This is a genomic window from Wolbachia endosymbiont (group B) of Germaria angustata, from assembly GCF_964026725.1.
In the GTDB taxonomy this organism is placed as follows: Bacteria; Pseudomonadota; Alphaproteobacteria; order Rickettsiales; family Anaplasmataceae; genus Wolbachia; species Wolbachia pipientis_C.
This window is the reverse complement of record NZ_OZ034691.1, coordinates 722,311-738,152: the sequence shown is the minus strand read 5'-3', so window position 1 is coordinate 738,152 and position 15,842 is coordinate 722,311. Positions and strand designations below refer to the sequence as shown.

The following is a 15,842-nucleotide window of genomic DNA, read 5'->3' as shown; positions in this document are numbered from 1 at the left end:
TGTTTTTAAATTAGTTAAGACACCTAATAGAGAACTTGATTTGCATTGATATTCAAGCTATATCCTGATCAGACTGAGAGTTGGAAATATGGCAATAATTCTTTAGACACAAAAACTATAAATCGTATAGCAGCGGGAGAGGTAGTAGAGAGGCCGGCAAGTGTAGTAAAAGAGTTAGTAGAAAATGCAATAGATGCTGGAAGTTCAGAAATAGAGATCAAGATAGAGAGTGGTGGGCGTAACCTCATTGCTGTGATAGATGATGGAAATGGAATAGAAAAGAACGATCTAGAACTAGCGTTTATGAGATATGCCACTTCAAAATTAAGCGATAATGAGTTAATAGAAATCAAGCACCTTGGGTTTAGAGGAGAAGCTTTGCCTTCAATTGCAGCAGTAAGCAGAATGAATTTATCATCTAGGGCAAGTGGAGCAAACGAAGCATGGTCTATAAATTATGAGGGAGGGGAAAAAATAAGAGATATTACCCCTTGTTCTTTGGTGCAAGGTACATATATTGAAGTTCGTGACTTATTTTTGCTACTCCGAATAGACTAAAATTTCTAAAAACTGAAAGGGCAGAAACACAAAGCATTGTTGATATTGTAAATAACTTAGCAATGATTAACTATAGTATTGGGTTTACTCTCACTTCCAGTAATAAAAAGCTCTTGAAATATGTTAAGCAAATTTCATTATTTAACAGATTATGTGAAACAGAAGAAGAATTTCAGAGCAATTCGCTGGAAGTTAAAGAGGAAGAAGAAGGAATCAAACTTACGGGACACATCTGTAAACCAACTATTAGTCGTGGCAATTCAACTCAGATCTATACGTTTGTTAATGGAAGGCCAGTAAAAGACAATCTACTTGTTGGTGCAATTAGATATGCGTATCAAGATTTTATTCCAAGTGGGAGGTATCCTCTTGCAGTGCTGCACTTAGGGATACCATACGATCAAGTAGATGTAAATGTGCATCCAAATAAATCAGAAGTAAGATTTCAGAATAAAAGGTTAATATATGAAATAGTGAGAAGGGGGCTAATAAAAGCGTTGTCAATGAGAATAGGTACCTCTTCAGTGAGTGATATTGATCGATCTAGGTGTCAAGGTATTGGAGAAGAACTGGGTGGTTCACCTTTTAATGTTAGTGAAAGTCAAAGGGATAATGAGCGTGTTAATAATGGAAAAAGCAGAGAAGTAAAGGGTCAAAAAGAATTTTACGAAAGGAGGCCAAGTTCTTTTGAGAATCAGTTAATGAAAGAATTTAACTTGCCAAATGCAGGAGAGAAAGTCTTATTAGAACGGTCAGAATCATTTGACTATACTGGTATACAGAGATTCCCACTACAAGCGGAGACTATGGCTCTAGAAAGGGAGCAAATTGATTTAATAGAGGATCATCCTCTAGAGTATGCACGCTGTCAGGTCCACAGTACTTACATTATTGCTGAGGCTAAAGGCAAATTAATTATAGTAGACCAGCATGCAGCCCATGAGAGATTAATATACGAGTGCTTAAAGCAAAAATCAAGCATAAAAAGACAAAAACTTCTTCTTCCTGAAACAGTTGAAATCAAAAACCAAGCTGGAATGGAGATGGTTGAAACTTATAAAGATGAGCTTTTTAAAATGGGTTTTGGTATTGAAATAGAATCAGAAGATAAAGTAACGATAAAAGAAATCCCTGCAATCTTGGGAACAATAGATGTAAAAGAGATGCTAATTGATATAGTAAATAAATTAGCAGAGATAAAAGATATGTTGCCAATAGAGGATAAGGTGAATAAAATATCGGTCACAATCGCTTGCTACGGAGCAGGAAGAAAAATGAAATTGGAAGAGATGAATGAGATACTAAGACAAATTGAGAAAACTCCATATTCTGATCAAGGAAAGCTAACTTATATAGAAATGAAACTAAGTGATATAGAAAAATTATTTGAAAGGAGATGAGTTCAGTTTGTCAAAAAGGTTCCCAATTAAGTATGCGTAACAGCTCTTCTGGTTATGGAGTATAAAATTTGAGAAAAGAGAATAAATGCTCTAATTTTTTAGATTACAAAGTAATAGGACAGGAAGTAAGAAATCGTAGATTAGCAAAGGGATATACTCAAAAAGATTTAGCAAAAAAAATTGGAACAACATATCAGGTAATACTGCAATATGAAAAAGGAACACGCAGAATTTCAATTAAGAAGTTATATGAATTAGCAGAAGCATTATCAACAACTGCTAGAGACCTAGCTTGCGGACAAGAAGTATCAAATGAGGAAAGGTATGAGGAAGAAGAGATATTAAATCTAGTAAGAAGACATAAAGAGATTAAGGACCAAGAATTACGTGAAACGTTTTATTTATTAACTAAATTCATCCGTATTAGTGAGGAAGAAAGTGGAAAGGCAGTAAAAGTAGAGGTGGCAAAGGGTTTAGTTAAGGAAGGAGTTTCTGCTCATGTTATCTCTCAAACGACCAGTTTATCTATTGATGAATATGATAATGATGAGAAAAAAAATTTCTATTCCGTATAAAGTAGGTCAAAGAATAAAAGAATGGAGATTGATACGAGGATACACTCAAGAAGATTTAGCAAGTAAAGTGGGCGTAATAAATCAAAGAATATATGAATATGAACAAGGACGAGCTGCTGTTTCACTTGAAATGTTAGATGAAATAGCAAAGATGCTATTAATTAATATTACAGATCTGCTTCCAGAAACAAGAGAAAATGAGAATAGTGAAGTGGAATTATCAAGGTTAATAGAAGAATACAAAAAGATTAAAAGCCAAGAATTACGTCATGTACTAATAAAATCTCTGTTTGAAAGCATACAAGTTTGCAAAGAGAAAGTGGAGAGAGTAGAAAGGATGAAAATTGCAAAGAATTTAGTTAAGGAAAGAATTTCTATCAATATTATTTTAAAAACAGTAGGCATCTCTTTAGACGAAATTCAACAAATTTAAAATAAAAAATCAGTATCTATTAATATCTTTACTTTTTGATGAAAAAATAAGTAAAAAAGATTGAAAAATTGATTTGACTTCACTCAAAAGCTATGGTCTTATGCCAATGCTGACAAAAAACAGCAGTAAATATATAAAAACATTTTGTTATTAGTGAAGGGTAATTTTTATGAATAATAAGAAAGATCGTAGAGAAGAAATAGAATTCAGAGCATTAGAAAGCAACGGTAAAGCACTACTTGATCGTGAAGTAATAGAAACGTTTCTAAGTGCAGTGCATGAAAGGGAAGAAGCTCGAATTATTGCTAGAAAGCTAATAGATAGTTTTGGAATAGGAGGAGTTTTAGGCCAGGAAATAGATGACTTGAAAACTATAGAAGGGATAACTGACTCTACAGTAGCAGTAATTTTATGCCGAAAGGAAGCTGCAAAGAGAGTACCAAGAGAAGAGTTAAAGAAAGGACCTGTAATGGATAACTTGGAAACCATAGTAAAATATTTGAGGGTGAGTATTGGTTATTCAGAGGAGGAAAAGATGAAAATAATATATTTTGATCAAAAGTGCCGTTTAAAGGGGGAAGAAGTGTTCACTGGTACAGTGGATAAGGTACCTTTTTACATAAGAGAAGTAACAAGAAAGGCATTAATAAGAAAAGCGACGTCAATAATAATATCGCATAACCACCCAGAAGGAAGGTTAAAGACATCTGATGAGGATGAAGCTGTAACTAAAGACTTGGCTAAAGCTTGTCAGACTATAGGGATTAGGTTGCTGGATCACATTATCATCACAAGTGTTGGGTATTTTAGCTTTAAAGAGCAAGGACTGTTATAAAGCAGATGTTTGAAGATTTTCATGAGTTGTTTAACTACTTGAATGAAGAAAGTATTTGCAATTACATTAATTATTACTTATAATTAATGAGAAAGTATATATTGAATTAATAATAAAGTAATAAAGTCGGTTGTAGACTTAGTAAAATATATTTAATAGCGGAGGCTAATATGAGTAATAAAATAATTGTACCTTTTGATGATCAAGAAGGAGGTACTTACGAGTTAAATATTGATCTTGATAGATTATCAAAAGGTGAGGTGTTAAATGCTATTGTAGGAATAGGTCGTACTAAGGAGCAATCCACCTTTGTAAGCAAAATTAATAAGGCTAAAAAGCCTTAGGAAATAGCACCTTTCCCTGGTAGAGAAGTTCGCGAAAATAAAATCAACTGTGGGAAAGGATTTGACTATGTTTATAGCACAAAACCTGCAAGTGATCAAGAAGATAAAAATCCATTTACCTCCGCTTTGCAAAAAATAAAGCCAAGTATAAGCGAAAGTGAAAAGTTGAGCTGGTTTAAGAGTGGAGTGGTAAAAGCAAAAACCCCAAAAGAGATGAACAAAGTTATAGATGAAGTAATAGGTGATGGAACAAGGCTAAATGCATGTAATGATGGGGAATGGAGTTTCTCAGAGTATGTAGTATTAGGTACACATTTTCATAGATTTGATAAGGTTGATCGTAAAAAGGTAATACGTAAATTAATGTTAAGCGGTGCAGAGTTTCATGATACTCTACTACAGAATAAACTGATAGGTGAAATCTATGATGAGCTACAACCAGAAGTTCAGCCACAGATAGATAAGCAACTAGAAGAACTAGAAAAAGCTGGCGAAAGTGCTGTTCAAGAAGGATCCTTAATAGATCTCGAGATAGACAATACAACATCATATATAGAATTTTCTGATAATAGCAAGGTAGAGGTAGCCAAAATACTGGAAGCAAACAGAAAGTTAGGAAGTAATATTTTAAAAATTGGTAATGATGCAGTTGAGGTTAAAAGCGAGAAGGGAGGTATAAGAAACTATATCGATATGTCAGATGAAAGTTCTATTATATTACAATTTCCTACAAGCATTGGTCAGCTAAATATTATATTGTACCACGATGTAAAAAAATATGATCAAGTACAAGTCAGAGTAGAAAACAAGGAAATGTGGGCTGAGTTACAAAAAAGAGGCGAAGAAATAGGAAAAAAACTGCCTTTTTGGGGGAGTGAAACTTCAAGAAGCAGTAGAGAAAGGTAATTTCACTAGATGTGGCATATGGAATGAAAAGTATGCTATAAAAGAGATTAGCAATGATGAAGTATTGTCTTCATGGGTAAATAGGGTATGTGGAGGTAGTAAAGAAACCTTTAGGGAACTTTAATTCATTTATTTTAAGGTTCCAGAGTTTACATACTGTAATTGCTATTGAATGGTGGAGAGACATACTCCATTATTTTAGCACGAAGTAACAAATTCAATGAATTGGTTCTTCAAAGATAATTTAAACTTTTACAGTAGGAGCAGTCTCATGAAGTATTATAGCGGATTAGATGTCTCACTCAAAGAAACTTTTATTAGTATCGTTGATGAGAAAGGAAAAATTGTTAAAGAAGAAGTTGTTGCAAGCAAAAGTGACGCAATAGCTAAGTACCTGCTTGACCAAAGCAAAGGATACGAATCCATAGGAATAGAAAGTGGACAACTATCAATATCAATGTGCAAAGAGCTGAGAAATTTTGGATTACCAGTAACTTGTGTGGATGCAAGGCATATGGCAGCAGCATTATCTGCAAGAATCAATAAGAATGATAAAAATGATGCAAGAGGTATAGCACAGATGATGAGAGCTGGGCTATTTAAAGAGGTATTAGTAAAATCAGACGAAGCTTGCCAGATTAAAGTGGTGCTTGGGAGCAGAAGACAATTAATATGTAGCAGAAAGAAAATTGAGGGAACAATAAGAGGGTTATTGAAAATACACGGGATAAAAGTTGATCAGCGTTCCAGATCTGCAAGTTTCGCTTTAAAAGTGCAGGAAATAATTAATGAGCTAGATGAAATTAGCAAGAATTCAATTGAAGCATTAGTACATAGCTTAGAAACAATAGAAGAATCAATAGGAAAGCTTGATAAAATACTTTCAGAGCAAGGCAAAAAAGACGAGGATTGTAAATTATTAACTACTGTACCAGGAGTTGGTATTATAGTAGCAATGACATATAAAGCTGCAATAGATGATCCGTATAGGTTTGAAACATCTTATACAGTTGGAGCCTATATGGGGTTGAGCCCAAGACAATACGCTTCTGGAGAGATTGATAGGCATGGAAGTATATCAAAAATGGGACCAGTAGAATGTAGGAATATGCTGTACGAAGCTGCACAAGTCTTACTAGTAAAATGTAAAAGGACATTTAAATTGAGGAGTTGGGGATTAAGGATTGCAAAAAAGAAGGGTATGAAAAAAGCAATTGTTGCTGTAGCACGTAAGTTGTCTGTAATCATGCATAAAATGTTGGTTAACAAAACAGAATTTTGTTACTAATAAATGCAAAAAAGTAGATAATTTTATGTAAAGTAAAGATAGCAATGCCGATGGAAGGGATAAGCAAGAGCTCCGGTTGAAGCATAGACTTCGTAGTTTACATGTTGCCGTCCACTTCCGCCTAACAAGTATAGTGCGGCTTGGCTAAAATATAAACTAGCCATATCAGACCGCGGAGAGAACCATGGAAGCGTGCTATTTTAACTTATATAAAATCATTAAGGCTATGGGGGAAAAAATGATACCTTAGTTTTTATAAGCTTAATGAATATGTGGATAAATACTTTAAATGTGTGTAGGCGTATTTATCCACATATTCATTGGCTACACTAATTTAAAAGGGGTTAATTAGAAATTTAGTACTAGTTTTTAGTTGCCGATAAGGCACTCTTTGATTGAACAAAACAACATGATAGTAAATAAAAGGTTGTATTAGAGCTGAATTTTACATCAGAAAATATTTTTCATGATACAAAAAAAATTATTATTGACTTGTATGCAATTAGAGAACTGGAGCCTTTGAGCTATAGTAGAAAATATTATATATATGGTTTTTTGCGTGGAAAAAAGTCTAGATTATGAAGTAGGACAAAAAGTAAAAAGTTGGAGGTTAGAGAGAGGGTATACTCAGAAGGATTTAGCGGAGAAGGTTGGTGTAAAGTACTGGGCAATACTGCAATATGAAAAAGGGAATCGTAAAATTCCAATTAAGAAATTATATGCTATAGCAGAAGCATTATCAGTAAATGTTAAAGGTCTAGTTTGTGGAGAGACGCTACCAAATGAAAAAAGATATTTTGAAGATGAAGAAATATTAAATTTAGTAAAGGGGTATAAGAATAAAGAATTAAGCGAGGTATTTTATTTATTAACCAAATTTATTCGTTTGAGTGAGGAAAGAAGCAGAAAAGCGGTAAAAATGGAAGTAGCAAGGGGTTTGATGAAAGTAGGAGTTTCTGCTCATGTTATCTCTCGAACAACTAACTTATCTATTGGTGAGTATGAGGAGAACAAAATTCCGGTTCCATACAAAGTAGGGCAAAGGATAAAAGAGTGGAGATTGATACGAGGATATACACAAAAAGATTTAGCGAATAAAGTTGGCATAACAAATCAAGGAATATACGAGTATGAACAAGGGAGAGCTGCTGTCTCACTTGAAATGTTAGATGAAATAGCAAAGGTATTATCAATCAGTATCATAGATCTACTTCCCGAATCAGATGAGGATAGTGAAGCGGAAGAAAAGCTATCAAACTTGATAGAGGGATACAAAAAGATTGAGAGTCGGGAATTACGCGATATGCTAATCAAGTCTTTATTTGAAGGTATACATGTTTGTAGAGAAAAGGTCAGAGAGGAAAAGAAGATTGAAGTTGCAAGGAATTTAGTGAAAGAAGGAATTTCTGTTGATATTATCTTGCAAACGACAGGCTTATCAAATTATATGATTGAGAAATTTTTGTGATTTCATAAAAACTTAGCCAATAGTGGATTTTTGTGATAGAATATATGTTTGCTTCTGTAGGAAAAACAGCTTTTAGAGGATTTATCTATGATAATTCAGAGCATATTGGCTCAGTAAGCTACGAGCTAGGGAAAAAAATAGAAGGTTGTAGGATAGTACAAGGGTATACTCAGGCAAAATTAGCAAGCAAAATTGGTTTAACATATAAGGAAATACATAACTTTGAACTAGGGTGCAAGGCTATTACAATCAAAGAATCGTATATAATAGCAGGAGCATTGTCAGTTAATGTTATAGATCTACTTCCAGTACCAACAGTACTAAGAGAAAACAGTTGGTATGAAGATGAGGATAAAGAAATAGTCTATCTAACAAAAATACATAGAGAAATTAAGGATCAGGAATTACGCAAGAAGCTGTATCCATTAGTAAGGTTTGTATATATTAGCGAGAAAATTAGCCAAGAAGAAGCGAAAATAGAAGTAGCAAAGAATCTAGTGAAAGAAGGAGTTTCAGTTGATATTATTTCCCAAGTGACTCGCTTATCTACTTATGAATATGATGATATAGAGAAAGAAATTTGTACTGATTCTATACTCTACAAAGTGGGGAAAAGGATAAAAGAGCAGAGATTAATACGGGAATACACTCAGGAGGACTTGGCAAATAAAATAGGTTCAACACCTAAAGAAATACACGACTATGAACGAGGATATACAGACATTCCAATTGAAATATTATATAAGATAGCAAAGACATTATCAGTTAACATTAAAGCTCTTGGACTAACAGAATATGAAAATGAGCCAGTTTTTGGGTTTATAGGTAAATGCGAAAAAATTGAGGATCAAGAATTACTGGATACGGTAGCCAGATCTTTATCTAAAGGAATGCAAACTGGTAAAGAAAAGGTTAAAAAAGCAGAGAAAATCAAGATTACAAAAGATCTAGTTAAGGAGGGTGTTGCTATTGATATTATTTTGCGAGCAAGTGGCCTAACTACTGGTGAGTTGGGTGATTATGAAAATTGAATTGCGTTAAACAATATATTAAGATATAAGTAAAAATAGCTATATATTTAATACTTCTATACAGAATTTGTTTATCACTTTTTGATTGTCCTCTACCATTGCATTTGCCTCTTGCTGAAGAGATCTGATATTTTTTGATGTAATATTATCCATGTCAGGTGATGCTATTTTCAATTGCGATTGTATTCTTACGTATCTATTGCCTATTACTTGATTCATCTGATAATTTACGCAGTCTAATCCAGAGGCAAACATCACATTTAACAAAGGTTTTATCCAGCCTATTTTTCCAAATCTCTTTGAATTGGCATACTCTATGCTTCTATCTGTTCTGCCAGTACCTATCGATAACAGTAGAATATCATCATTTGGAAATAACCTCTTACCACTTGCATATGCACAAGCCGCTGGATTATTGGCAAACACCCCGCCATCCACTAATACTCTGTTTATCTGGTCAATTTTTAGATGTTTTGGTATAAAATAAGTAGGTGCAGCCGTTGCAGCTCTGAGTGCATCTTTTAGCCTGATAAAATTTCTGTCTTCTCTCCAGCTCTTAAAAAAGAAAGGATAGTTGTTGTTAATATCATAACTTGTTATCAGTACCTTACTTAATGTGTTTTTTAGAATATCCTCTCCAAAATATTTATCCAGTACAAATTCAATATTTTTATGTGGATATTGTGCACAGTTAAACCAAGATAATATTGATCTCCTAAAAAATGAAGACTTAAAAATATATGGTCCATATTCCCGATAGAACTTGACTAAATCATTAGCAGAATATTGAGGTTTATCTTTTTTACATAATCCTGCTACAACAATCTCACCAGTTGAGGTTCCTGCCATAAGATCAAAGATTTCAGCTATCGGTTTCTTTGCCCTCTTTTCTATTTCTGCTAGAATAATGGCAGGTATTATCCCTCTAATGCCACCTCCATCTACAGATAAAATGTACTTTGTCACTGAAAATTTAGTTCTTATTTGTGTTTGTGAATAGCTTCAAGTTCATTGACTTCTTCAGTGAGGTTTTTCACTCTCTCTTCAAGTCGATAGACTATTTCGATTAGTCCTTGGTTTTTTTCTATAAATTGATCATGGGTGTGTACTCGTAAGTCGAGTTTTGCCAACCACCAGATGAATCCTACAGTCTGTACAACTATTGTTATTATTACCGCTATTGGGATTTTTTGCTTTTTCATGTGAAAATATTAACTTGTTATGGATAGTTTTAGAAGTTTATATACAGATTATAGAAAACTTACAGCTTTAGTGATTACTTTTTGTTGATTCGTATTGATCCTCTGCTTTAGCAAGTAGCTTTATTATTTGATCATAAGGCTTGTCTTTGTTGTACCTTGATGCCATCACAGCTATTTTTCTTGGATTTTTCCCATCATTATCGTTAGTATTAGGATTTGCTCCTTGCTTTAATAGAAACTCAACAATTTCTAAATGACCTTGATCTGCAGCAGAATGAAGTGCTGTCCACTTAAATTTATTGGCAGCATTTACATCAATGCCCTTTTCTACTAAAAATTTCATAATTTCTAAACACCCTTTTCCTGCAGCATAACGCAATGCTTTTTTGCCAATGCTTACATTGTTTTGTATCAAGAGCTTGATATTTTCTAGGTCACAAGTTTCAGATGCAATTTCTAATTTAGTAATGCTATCTTTGTCTCTCTTTTTAGATAATGAAATACATACAATTACAATACATACTGCCAGTGCTATTAATAAAACTAGTCTATTTTTATGTATGATCGAATTTATGCTCATGTATTATACATTTTTTTAGAATTAAATAATCATTTGCTTAAGTTTCACTTAAACAGCTTTGCTCACTGTCGCCTCTACTATAGTTTGATATCCCCTATTATTGAGAATATGTTCTGCCTTGCTAATTACCCATTCACCTTCAATTTCCTGACAAAATCCTGAAAGGCTGATCTTAGCTTCTGCAAATAATTCTGGATTACCAGGAACAGTTACATTTAAATTTGATGTACTACGTTTTAATTGTCTTAACTTAGCTGCTGCTGCACTAATTGCTGATTCTGCAGTAGAGTAAAGCGTTTGCAGAGTATAACTTGGACCCTCATTTCCCACTTTCTCTTCTATAGTTTCTGCCTTTTCATAACTGTGCCATTTTGCAATAACAGATCCATATTTGTTACGCACATTAAAATTTACCTCCCAATTTATAACATCTTTAGGTGTAAGTACTGTTGTGCCTAACATCTTTCCAGTTGCTGATCTTGCTTCTCCCTTTGGAATAAAAATTATATATCCTCCTGCTGGTTTTACTAGTGCATCATATTTTTTGCCTAACCCTTCCAAAAAATTCATGTCGCTTTCATCTGCTTGAATGGTATGTGGTATAAATATATTTTCAAATCTTTCAGCGACTTTACCTTCATACCCATGCTTTTGTGCTATTTCTTTAATTAAATCTCCTAAGGTAATGTCCTTCCATTCCTTTGATTTTCTTTCCTTTAATGATCCTCTTAAACTTGCAGCATCACATTTTATTCTTAAAGTTTGCGGTGGACTTTGTATTGTAATTTGATTTGCCTTATATACCCCCATAGGTAATAAACCTGTTTCTTTGTATCCGAGAAAAATTTGTAAATTACCCTTAAGTTCTAAAGCGCTAGAGTTATAACTAATATATATCTCAGCTTCGTCACTTGTAGTACCGGATCCATCAGTAACACGTAATAATATTAAACTCTTTTTTAAAACCTCTGTTACTGGGTTATTTTTTGCTACTATATCAAAGTCTGGTGTCATTCATCTAAAATATTTATAACAGATTCTTTCGATATTTTCTGAATTTTAGGAAGCTTAATCCTTAATCCAGTAGGCAAAAAACTTCCATGTTCTGCAAGACCTGAATTTTCAAGCAATACTTCCTCCACTGCTCCACTACTGTATCCATAATGTTTCCAACAAATCAGATCTAACATTTCGTTTTCTTTGGTGTAATAATAAATCATTTATTGTAACTTTTTAACTTCAAAATAAACTCAATTTTTCTTGGTGTTCCATCAGGAAAAAATAATATCTGTTTTTCTTCTACATTAGTAATGACAAAATTTCCAAGCACATTTCCTGAATTATCAACTAGAACTTGAGTATCACGTATACTTTTTAGTTGCTTTAAACCATTACTCTGATAGCGTGGATAAATCACTCCTGTCAGATCAATACATTCAATTCCTGAGCCAATGTTTTGTAGCGACGTTTTTTCAATACATTCAATTGTATACCACTTTTCTTCTTTACTGTATCTTAGGCTTATTGGTTCAAGCTTACATTTTCCAAGCAACATCAATGTAACTCTTCAACTATATCAAAAAGTGCCCCACGTGCTTGTTCTCTAAATCGTTCTATTACTGCATCAGCAACGCTGCGGACATCTTCAGACTTAATGTTGATATTAAACGTTTGATAGAATGCTTGGTTATATACTTTCGATTCCCTATTTTCACATCTACTTTTCTTGAATGCTTTCTCAACTTCTTCTTGTTCCATAGCTCTTTTTTCTTCTATAACACTTTTAACTTTAAAATTCTCAAAATTGCTTTTGCTATTTTCTGAAAATTGTTTAACAGCACTATTATTTATCAATGGGTTTCCATTACTGAAAATGCTATTTTTAGAAAGCTTATTAACAACATTTCCATTATTTTCAAATTTTCTAATCGGGCTGTTTTCAGTAAATATGCTGCTTCCCATCCACGAAAAGACTTCTCCTATAGGTTTAATGATTGACTTCCAAAGGCTAGAGAAAAAGTCTTTCACTTTTTGCCAATTAGTGATAACAAGAGCTGCACCAGTGACAAGACTTGCTATTAAAAGTCCAATTGGGTTACTCATTACAGCGAGTGTTATTGCTCTTAGCCCTGTTATTACTGCAGGAAAAACTATACTTGATAAAGATGAAAATGTTGTCAGTATTGTTGCTTTAAGACCAAAAATTGTACTTCCTAATAAAGTAATTCCATAGCCTACTCCCACTACTAAGACTTTCAAACTTATTAAAGCTGCTAAAGTACTCATGATTGCCGTAGTTAAAGTTGAATGTTTTTCTGCAAAAGAAGCTATACGCTCTGTTATTGCTTTCAAACTTCCAGCTACATAATTTAAAGTAGGCAACATTACTGACCCTAGATTCATTCCAGCTTCAAATACTGCATTTTTAAGTAATTGTAATTTATTAGCTGTAGTGTTTGCCCGATTTTCAAATTCTTTCTGCATTGAGGAGCGGTACTTTCCTTTATCAGCTACCTGTTCAATAGCTTTCTTATAAATGTCTAAGCTTCCTACTAAAAGAGCAATGTCATCTTGAAACCCAGCGCCAAATAGATTCATAAGAATACCGGCACGCTCTTGATCGTCTATTCTTTTTAAAGTTTCAAGGAATTGTAATATTGCCTCTTGAGGATTTTTTTTAATGGTTTGTTCGAGCTCTTCTATACTTGTTCCCATCTCATCTAATGCATCGTGAAATTTAGGACTTTGCTCTCTTGCGGTCTGTAATTTACTAAGAAAGTTATTTATAGCAGTTGCTGCTTTTTCAGGTTGTTTACCTAAACTTATGAACGCACTTGCTAAGCTACTTGCTTGATCAACTTCTAAACCAAACTGTTTAGCATTACCACCAATTCTATTTAATGTAAGAACCATTTCTTGTGCTTTAGCAGCGGTATTATCTGAGAGATGGTTTATTATGTTACCTACATTTTCCATACCATCAACTTTAATTCCATAGACGTTGGATATTTTCGCAATAGCATTACCAGCTTCTTCTGCCGACATATCAAACGCTGTGGTCATTTTAGCAACTACTGTTGTAAACTTAATAAGATCATTTTTGCAATACCAAGCTGACCACCACTTGCAGCTATTTGTGCTAATTCTGCAGCTGACAAGGGTATCTCCCAAGATAATTTCTTTAACTCTTTAGCAAACTTTAATGCTTCATCTTTAGTGTCATTTTGCACAAATTTTACTACTTTTTTTACATCAGCCATGGCCGATTCAAAATCAATTGCAACTTTAACTGGAGCTGCAAGCGTTAGCCCTAGTCCAATAGTCTCTATAATTTGTGACTTAAAATGTGCTTTACTTGCTAAAAAACTTTGGTGACTACGTATTGCAGACCCAAGCTTACCATACTTACCTTTTAGCGCTTCAATAGATGAGCCAAGTTTATATTGATCACTTACTAAAGACTTAATGTTTCTTCCACTTTTCCTTACTTCTTCATTGAGTGAATGCAAAGCATCTCTCTTTTTCAAGTATGCTTCTTTTGCTTTTGTTGCGGAGGTTTTGGCCTTGTCAAATTCTGCTTTTAAAGTTTTGCTTGGTTTCTCTATCGCTTTCATTTGTTTAGCTAAAGATTTTACCTGATCCTCAAAACCTTTCCATGACCTTCTGCTAGTTAAAACATCACTACCCAACTGCTTAAACTTTGATACTGATTTTAAAGATGAATCAAGCTTTCTTATATTCTCACCAAGACGGGTAAGTTGACTACTGCTTCCCTTTATTACAGTATTAAAACTGTCATCAAGTACCGCACCTATTTTTATCGATAATACTGACATTTGAACTTCCTAGCTAATTTGCTCCATAAAATAAATTCACTAATCTCCATATCAAGAATGTGCTCAACTCCACCACCTATGATAGAGCCAAGCACTAGTATTTCTAATCTCAAGTTTTTTGGATAATTGATGAAAAAAAATCCTTTAATACTTCTTGCATTTTTACATAATCAGCAATATCCAACTCTTCAATTGCTTCTTTTGCAACTGATGTCAGATTGGCAGTCAAAGTTACTTCCTTACTTAGATCACTACCATTAAGTCTCTCAATAGCTAAATAATCTCTAACTTTTGGACGTCTAATGGTAAGTTCTGAGACAGAAATTCCATCAACTGTTATTGGGTTATTAAGTGTTATAGCTTGCATGTTCCTCCTTAAAAATTAATTAAATAAAAGTCTATATCGGCTTTTACATAACTAATTTTTTTACTATAGTTTTTGTGTTTGATTAACGATCCTTTATACTAAATTTCTCAATATAAAAATGATAGTAGGGGTTATTTTTCCTCAACTTGAATTAATTCTTGAACTTCATCGACAGAAAGACCTGTACACTTGACAATAGTGCTAATATCAACATTATTAGTCAACATCGCCCTTGCAACTTCAATCTTTCCTTCAATCTTTCCTTCTTTTTTGGCATCATCGAGTTTTTGAGCAAGAACAGCTTGTTCATCACGAATACGCTTGACCTCTTGTTCATAAGCAATAAATTCTTTTTCTGACCAGTTGAACCTATTTAGCTCTTCATAAGCTTTTTTGATTATTACGTCATTTCCTATTATCCTTTCCAGCTCTTCTTCACCTGTTTCGTCAGCGTGCTTAAAAAAATATACCCACTTCTCAACTATATTTGAAAGCTGATCTTCTTTAGTTTTGGGAAATTTAGGCAATTCAATAAATACAAAGTAAAAATCTTTTAGATCGTGCTCATTAGTATCTTCATCGCGAATAGTGTGCTTTGATTTATACTCAGACTTATCAGGAAACAGTATACAATCTGCTATAGCAATAAAAATAATTTCCTTAAGATCATGGCATTGATCACCCTTGTCAGCTTGTCTTGAATAGGCTTTAGCAGCATAGTACTGAGCTCGTTTTTCAAAGCCTTTGGTTTTAGCGACCTGCATCTCAATTATCCATTGTACTCCTGTTGAATCTCTACATAGCACATCAACAATACTTTGTTTTTTAGATGCAATATCAGGATCTTGAATAGTACTTAAAAACTCTATATCCTGTATTGCATTTTTGCCAGTAAAGCTCAAAATATCATTTAGAAAGTGAATGAGGATATCTTTATTCTTTTCAGTACCAAAGATACGGCGAAATGCTATATCATTTTTAGGGTCGAGAAATTTAGATAAAGCCATAGCAAAAATTCC

Annotated in this window: 12 protein-coding genes and 4 pseudogenes; 7 read left to right on the top strand and 9 right to left on the bottom strand. The window is 33.5% G+C overall.

Features of this window, described 5'->3' with window-relative positions:
* Positions 1-48 precede the first annotated feature (48 nt).
* The 7 genes and pseudogenes from mutL to AAGD63_RS03640 all read left to right on the top strand — a co-directional run bounded on the left by mutL (position 49) and on the right by AAGD63_RS03640 (position 8,838).
* A pseudogene (mutL, locus tag AAGD63_RS03675) lies at positions 49-1,958 on the top strand (DNA mismatch repair endonuclease MutL).
* Between the two features lie 68 nt (positions 1,959-2,026).
* Positions 2,027-2,966, top strand: a pseudogene (locus AAGD63_RS06155) (helix-turn-helix domain-containing protein).
* Between the two features lie 169 nt (positions 2,967-3,135).
* Positions 3,136-3,801 (top strand): RadC family protein, encoded by a 666-nt coding sequence (locus tag AAGD63_RS03660; protein WP_341813052.1) that lies wholly within the window; start codon positions 3,136-3,138, stop codon positions 3,799-3,801.
* A 170-nt stretch (positions 3,802-3,971) separates the two neighbouring features.
* A pseudogene (locus AAGD63_RS03655) lies at positions 3,972-5,175 on the top strand (hypothetical protein).
* Positions 5,176-5,271: 96 nt separating this feature from the next.
* Positions 5,272-6,339: an IS110 family transposase gene (locus AAGD63_RS03650; protein ID WP_264337368.1), complete on the top strand. Its 1,068-nt coding sequence runs from the start codon at positions 5,272-5,274 to the stop codon at positions 6,337-6,339.
* Between the two features lie 547 nt (positions 6,340-6,886).
* Complete coding sequence (locus tag AAGD63_RS03645; protein ID WP_341813051.1) at positions 6,887-7,807, top strand: helix-turn-helix domain-containing protein; 921 nt, start codon at positions 6,887-6,889, stop codon at positions 7,805-7,807.
* Positions 7,808-7,851: 44 nt separating this feature from the next.
* On the top strand, positions 7,852-8,838 hold the full coding sequence (locus AAGD63_RS03640) for a helix-turn-helix transcriptional regulator (protein ID WP_341813050.1): 987 nt from the start codon (positions 7,852-7,854) through the stop codon (positions 8,836-8,838).
* Positions 8,839-8,877: 39 nt separating this feature from the next.
* Here the strand turns inward: AAGD63_RS03640 and AAGD63_RS03635 are convergent, their stop codons facing one another.
* The 9 genes and pseudogenes from AAGD63_RS03635 to AAGD63_RS03595 all read right to left on the bottom strand — a co-directional run bounded on the left by AAGD63_RS03635 (position 8,878) and on the right by AAGD63_RS03595 (position 15,830).
* On the bottom strand, positions 8,878-9,804 hold the full coding sequence (locus tag AAGD63_RS03635; protein WP_341813049.1) for a patatin-like phospholipase family protein: 927 nt from the start codon (positions 9,802-9,804) through the stop codon (positions 8,878-8,880).
* Positions 9,805-9,818: 14 nt separating this feature from the next.
* The gene (locus AAGD63_RS03630; protein ID WP_341813048.1) at positions 9,819-10,040 is read right to left on the bottom strand and encodes a hypothetical protein; all 222 of its coding nucleotides are present in this window, start codon (positions 10,038-10,040) and stop codon (positions 9,819-9,821) included.
* A gap of 67 nt (positions 10,041-10,107) precedes the next feature.
* Entirely contained in the window at positions 10,108-10,620 is a 513-nt protein-coding gene (locus tag AAGD63_RS03625) for an ankyrin repeat domain-containing protein (protein WP_341813047.1), read from the bottom strand.
* A 48-nt stretch (positions 10,621-10,668) separates the two neighbouring features.
* The gene (locus tag AAGD63_RS03620; RefSeq protein ID WP_341813046.1) at positions 10,669-11,634 is read right to left on the bottom strand and encodes a phage late control D family protein; all 966 of its coding nucleotides are present in this window, start codon (positions 11,632-11,634) and stop codon (positions 10,669-10,671) included.
* Complete coding sequence (locus AAGD63_RS03615; protein ID WP_410542016.1) at positions 11,631-11,810, bottom strand: tail protein X; 180 nt, start codon at positions 11,808-11,810, stop codon at positions 11,631-11,633. The genes AAGD63_RS03620 and AAGD63_RS03615 overlap by 4 nt, the downstream gene beginning before the upstream one ends.
* A gap of 26 nt (positions 11,811-11,836) precedes the next feature.
* Complete coding sequence (locus tag AAGD63_RS03610) at positions 11,837-12,175, bottom strand: phage tail protein (RefSeq protein WP_341813044.1); 339 nt, start codon at positions 12,173-12,175, stop codon at positions 11,837-11,839.
* Positions 12,175-13,880 (bottom strand): annotated as a pseudogene (locus AAGD63_RS03605) (phage tail tape measure protein). The gene AAGD63_RS03610 and the pseudogene AAGD63_RS03605 overlap by 1 nt, the downstream one beginning before the upstream one ends.
* Before the next feature lie 685 nt (positions 13,881-14,565).
* A complete protein-coding gene (locus tag AAGD63_RS03600; RefSeq protein WP_341813043.1) occupies positions 14,566-14,823 on the bottom strand; it encodes a phage tail assembly protein in 258 nt (85 codons plus the stop codon).
* A 131-nt stretch (positions 14,824-14,954) separates the two neighbouring features.
* Positions 14,955-15,830 (bottom strand): Rpn family recombination-promoting nuclease/putative transposase, encoded by an 876-nt coding sequence (locus AAGD63_RS03595; RefSeq protein ID WP_341813042.1) that lies wholly within the window; start codon positions 15,828-15,830, stop codon positions 14,955-14,957.
* Positions 15,831-15,842: the final 12 nt, after the last annotated feature.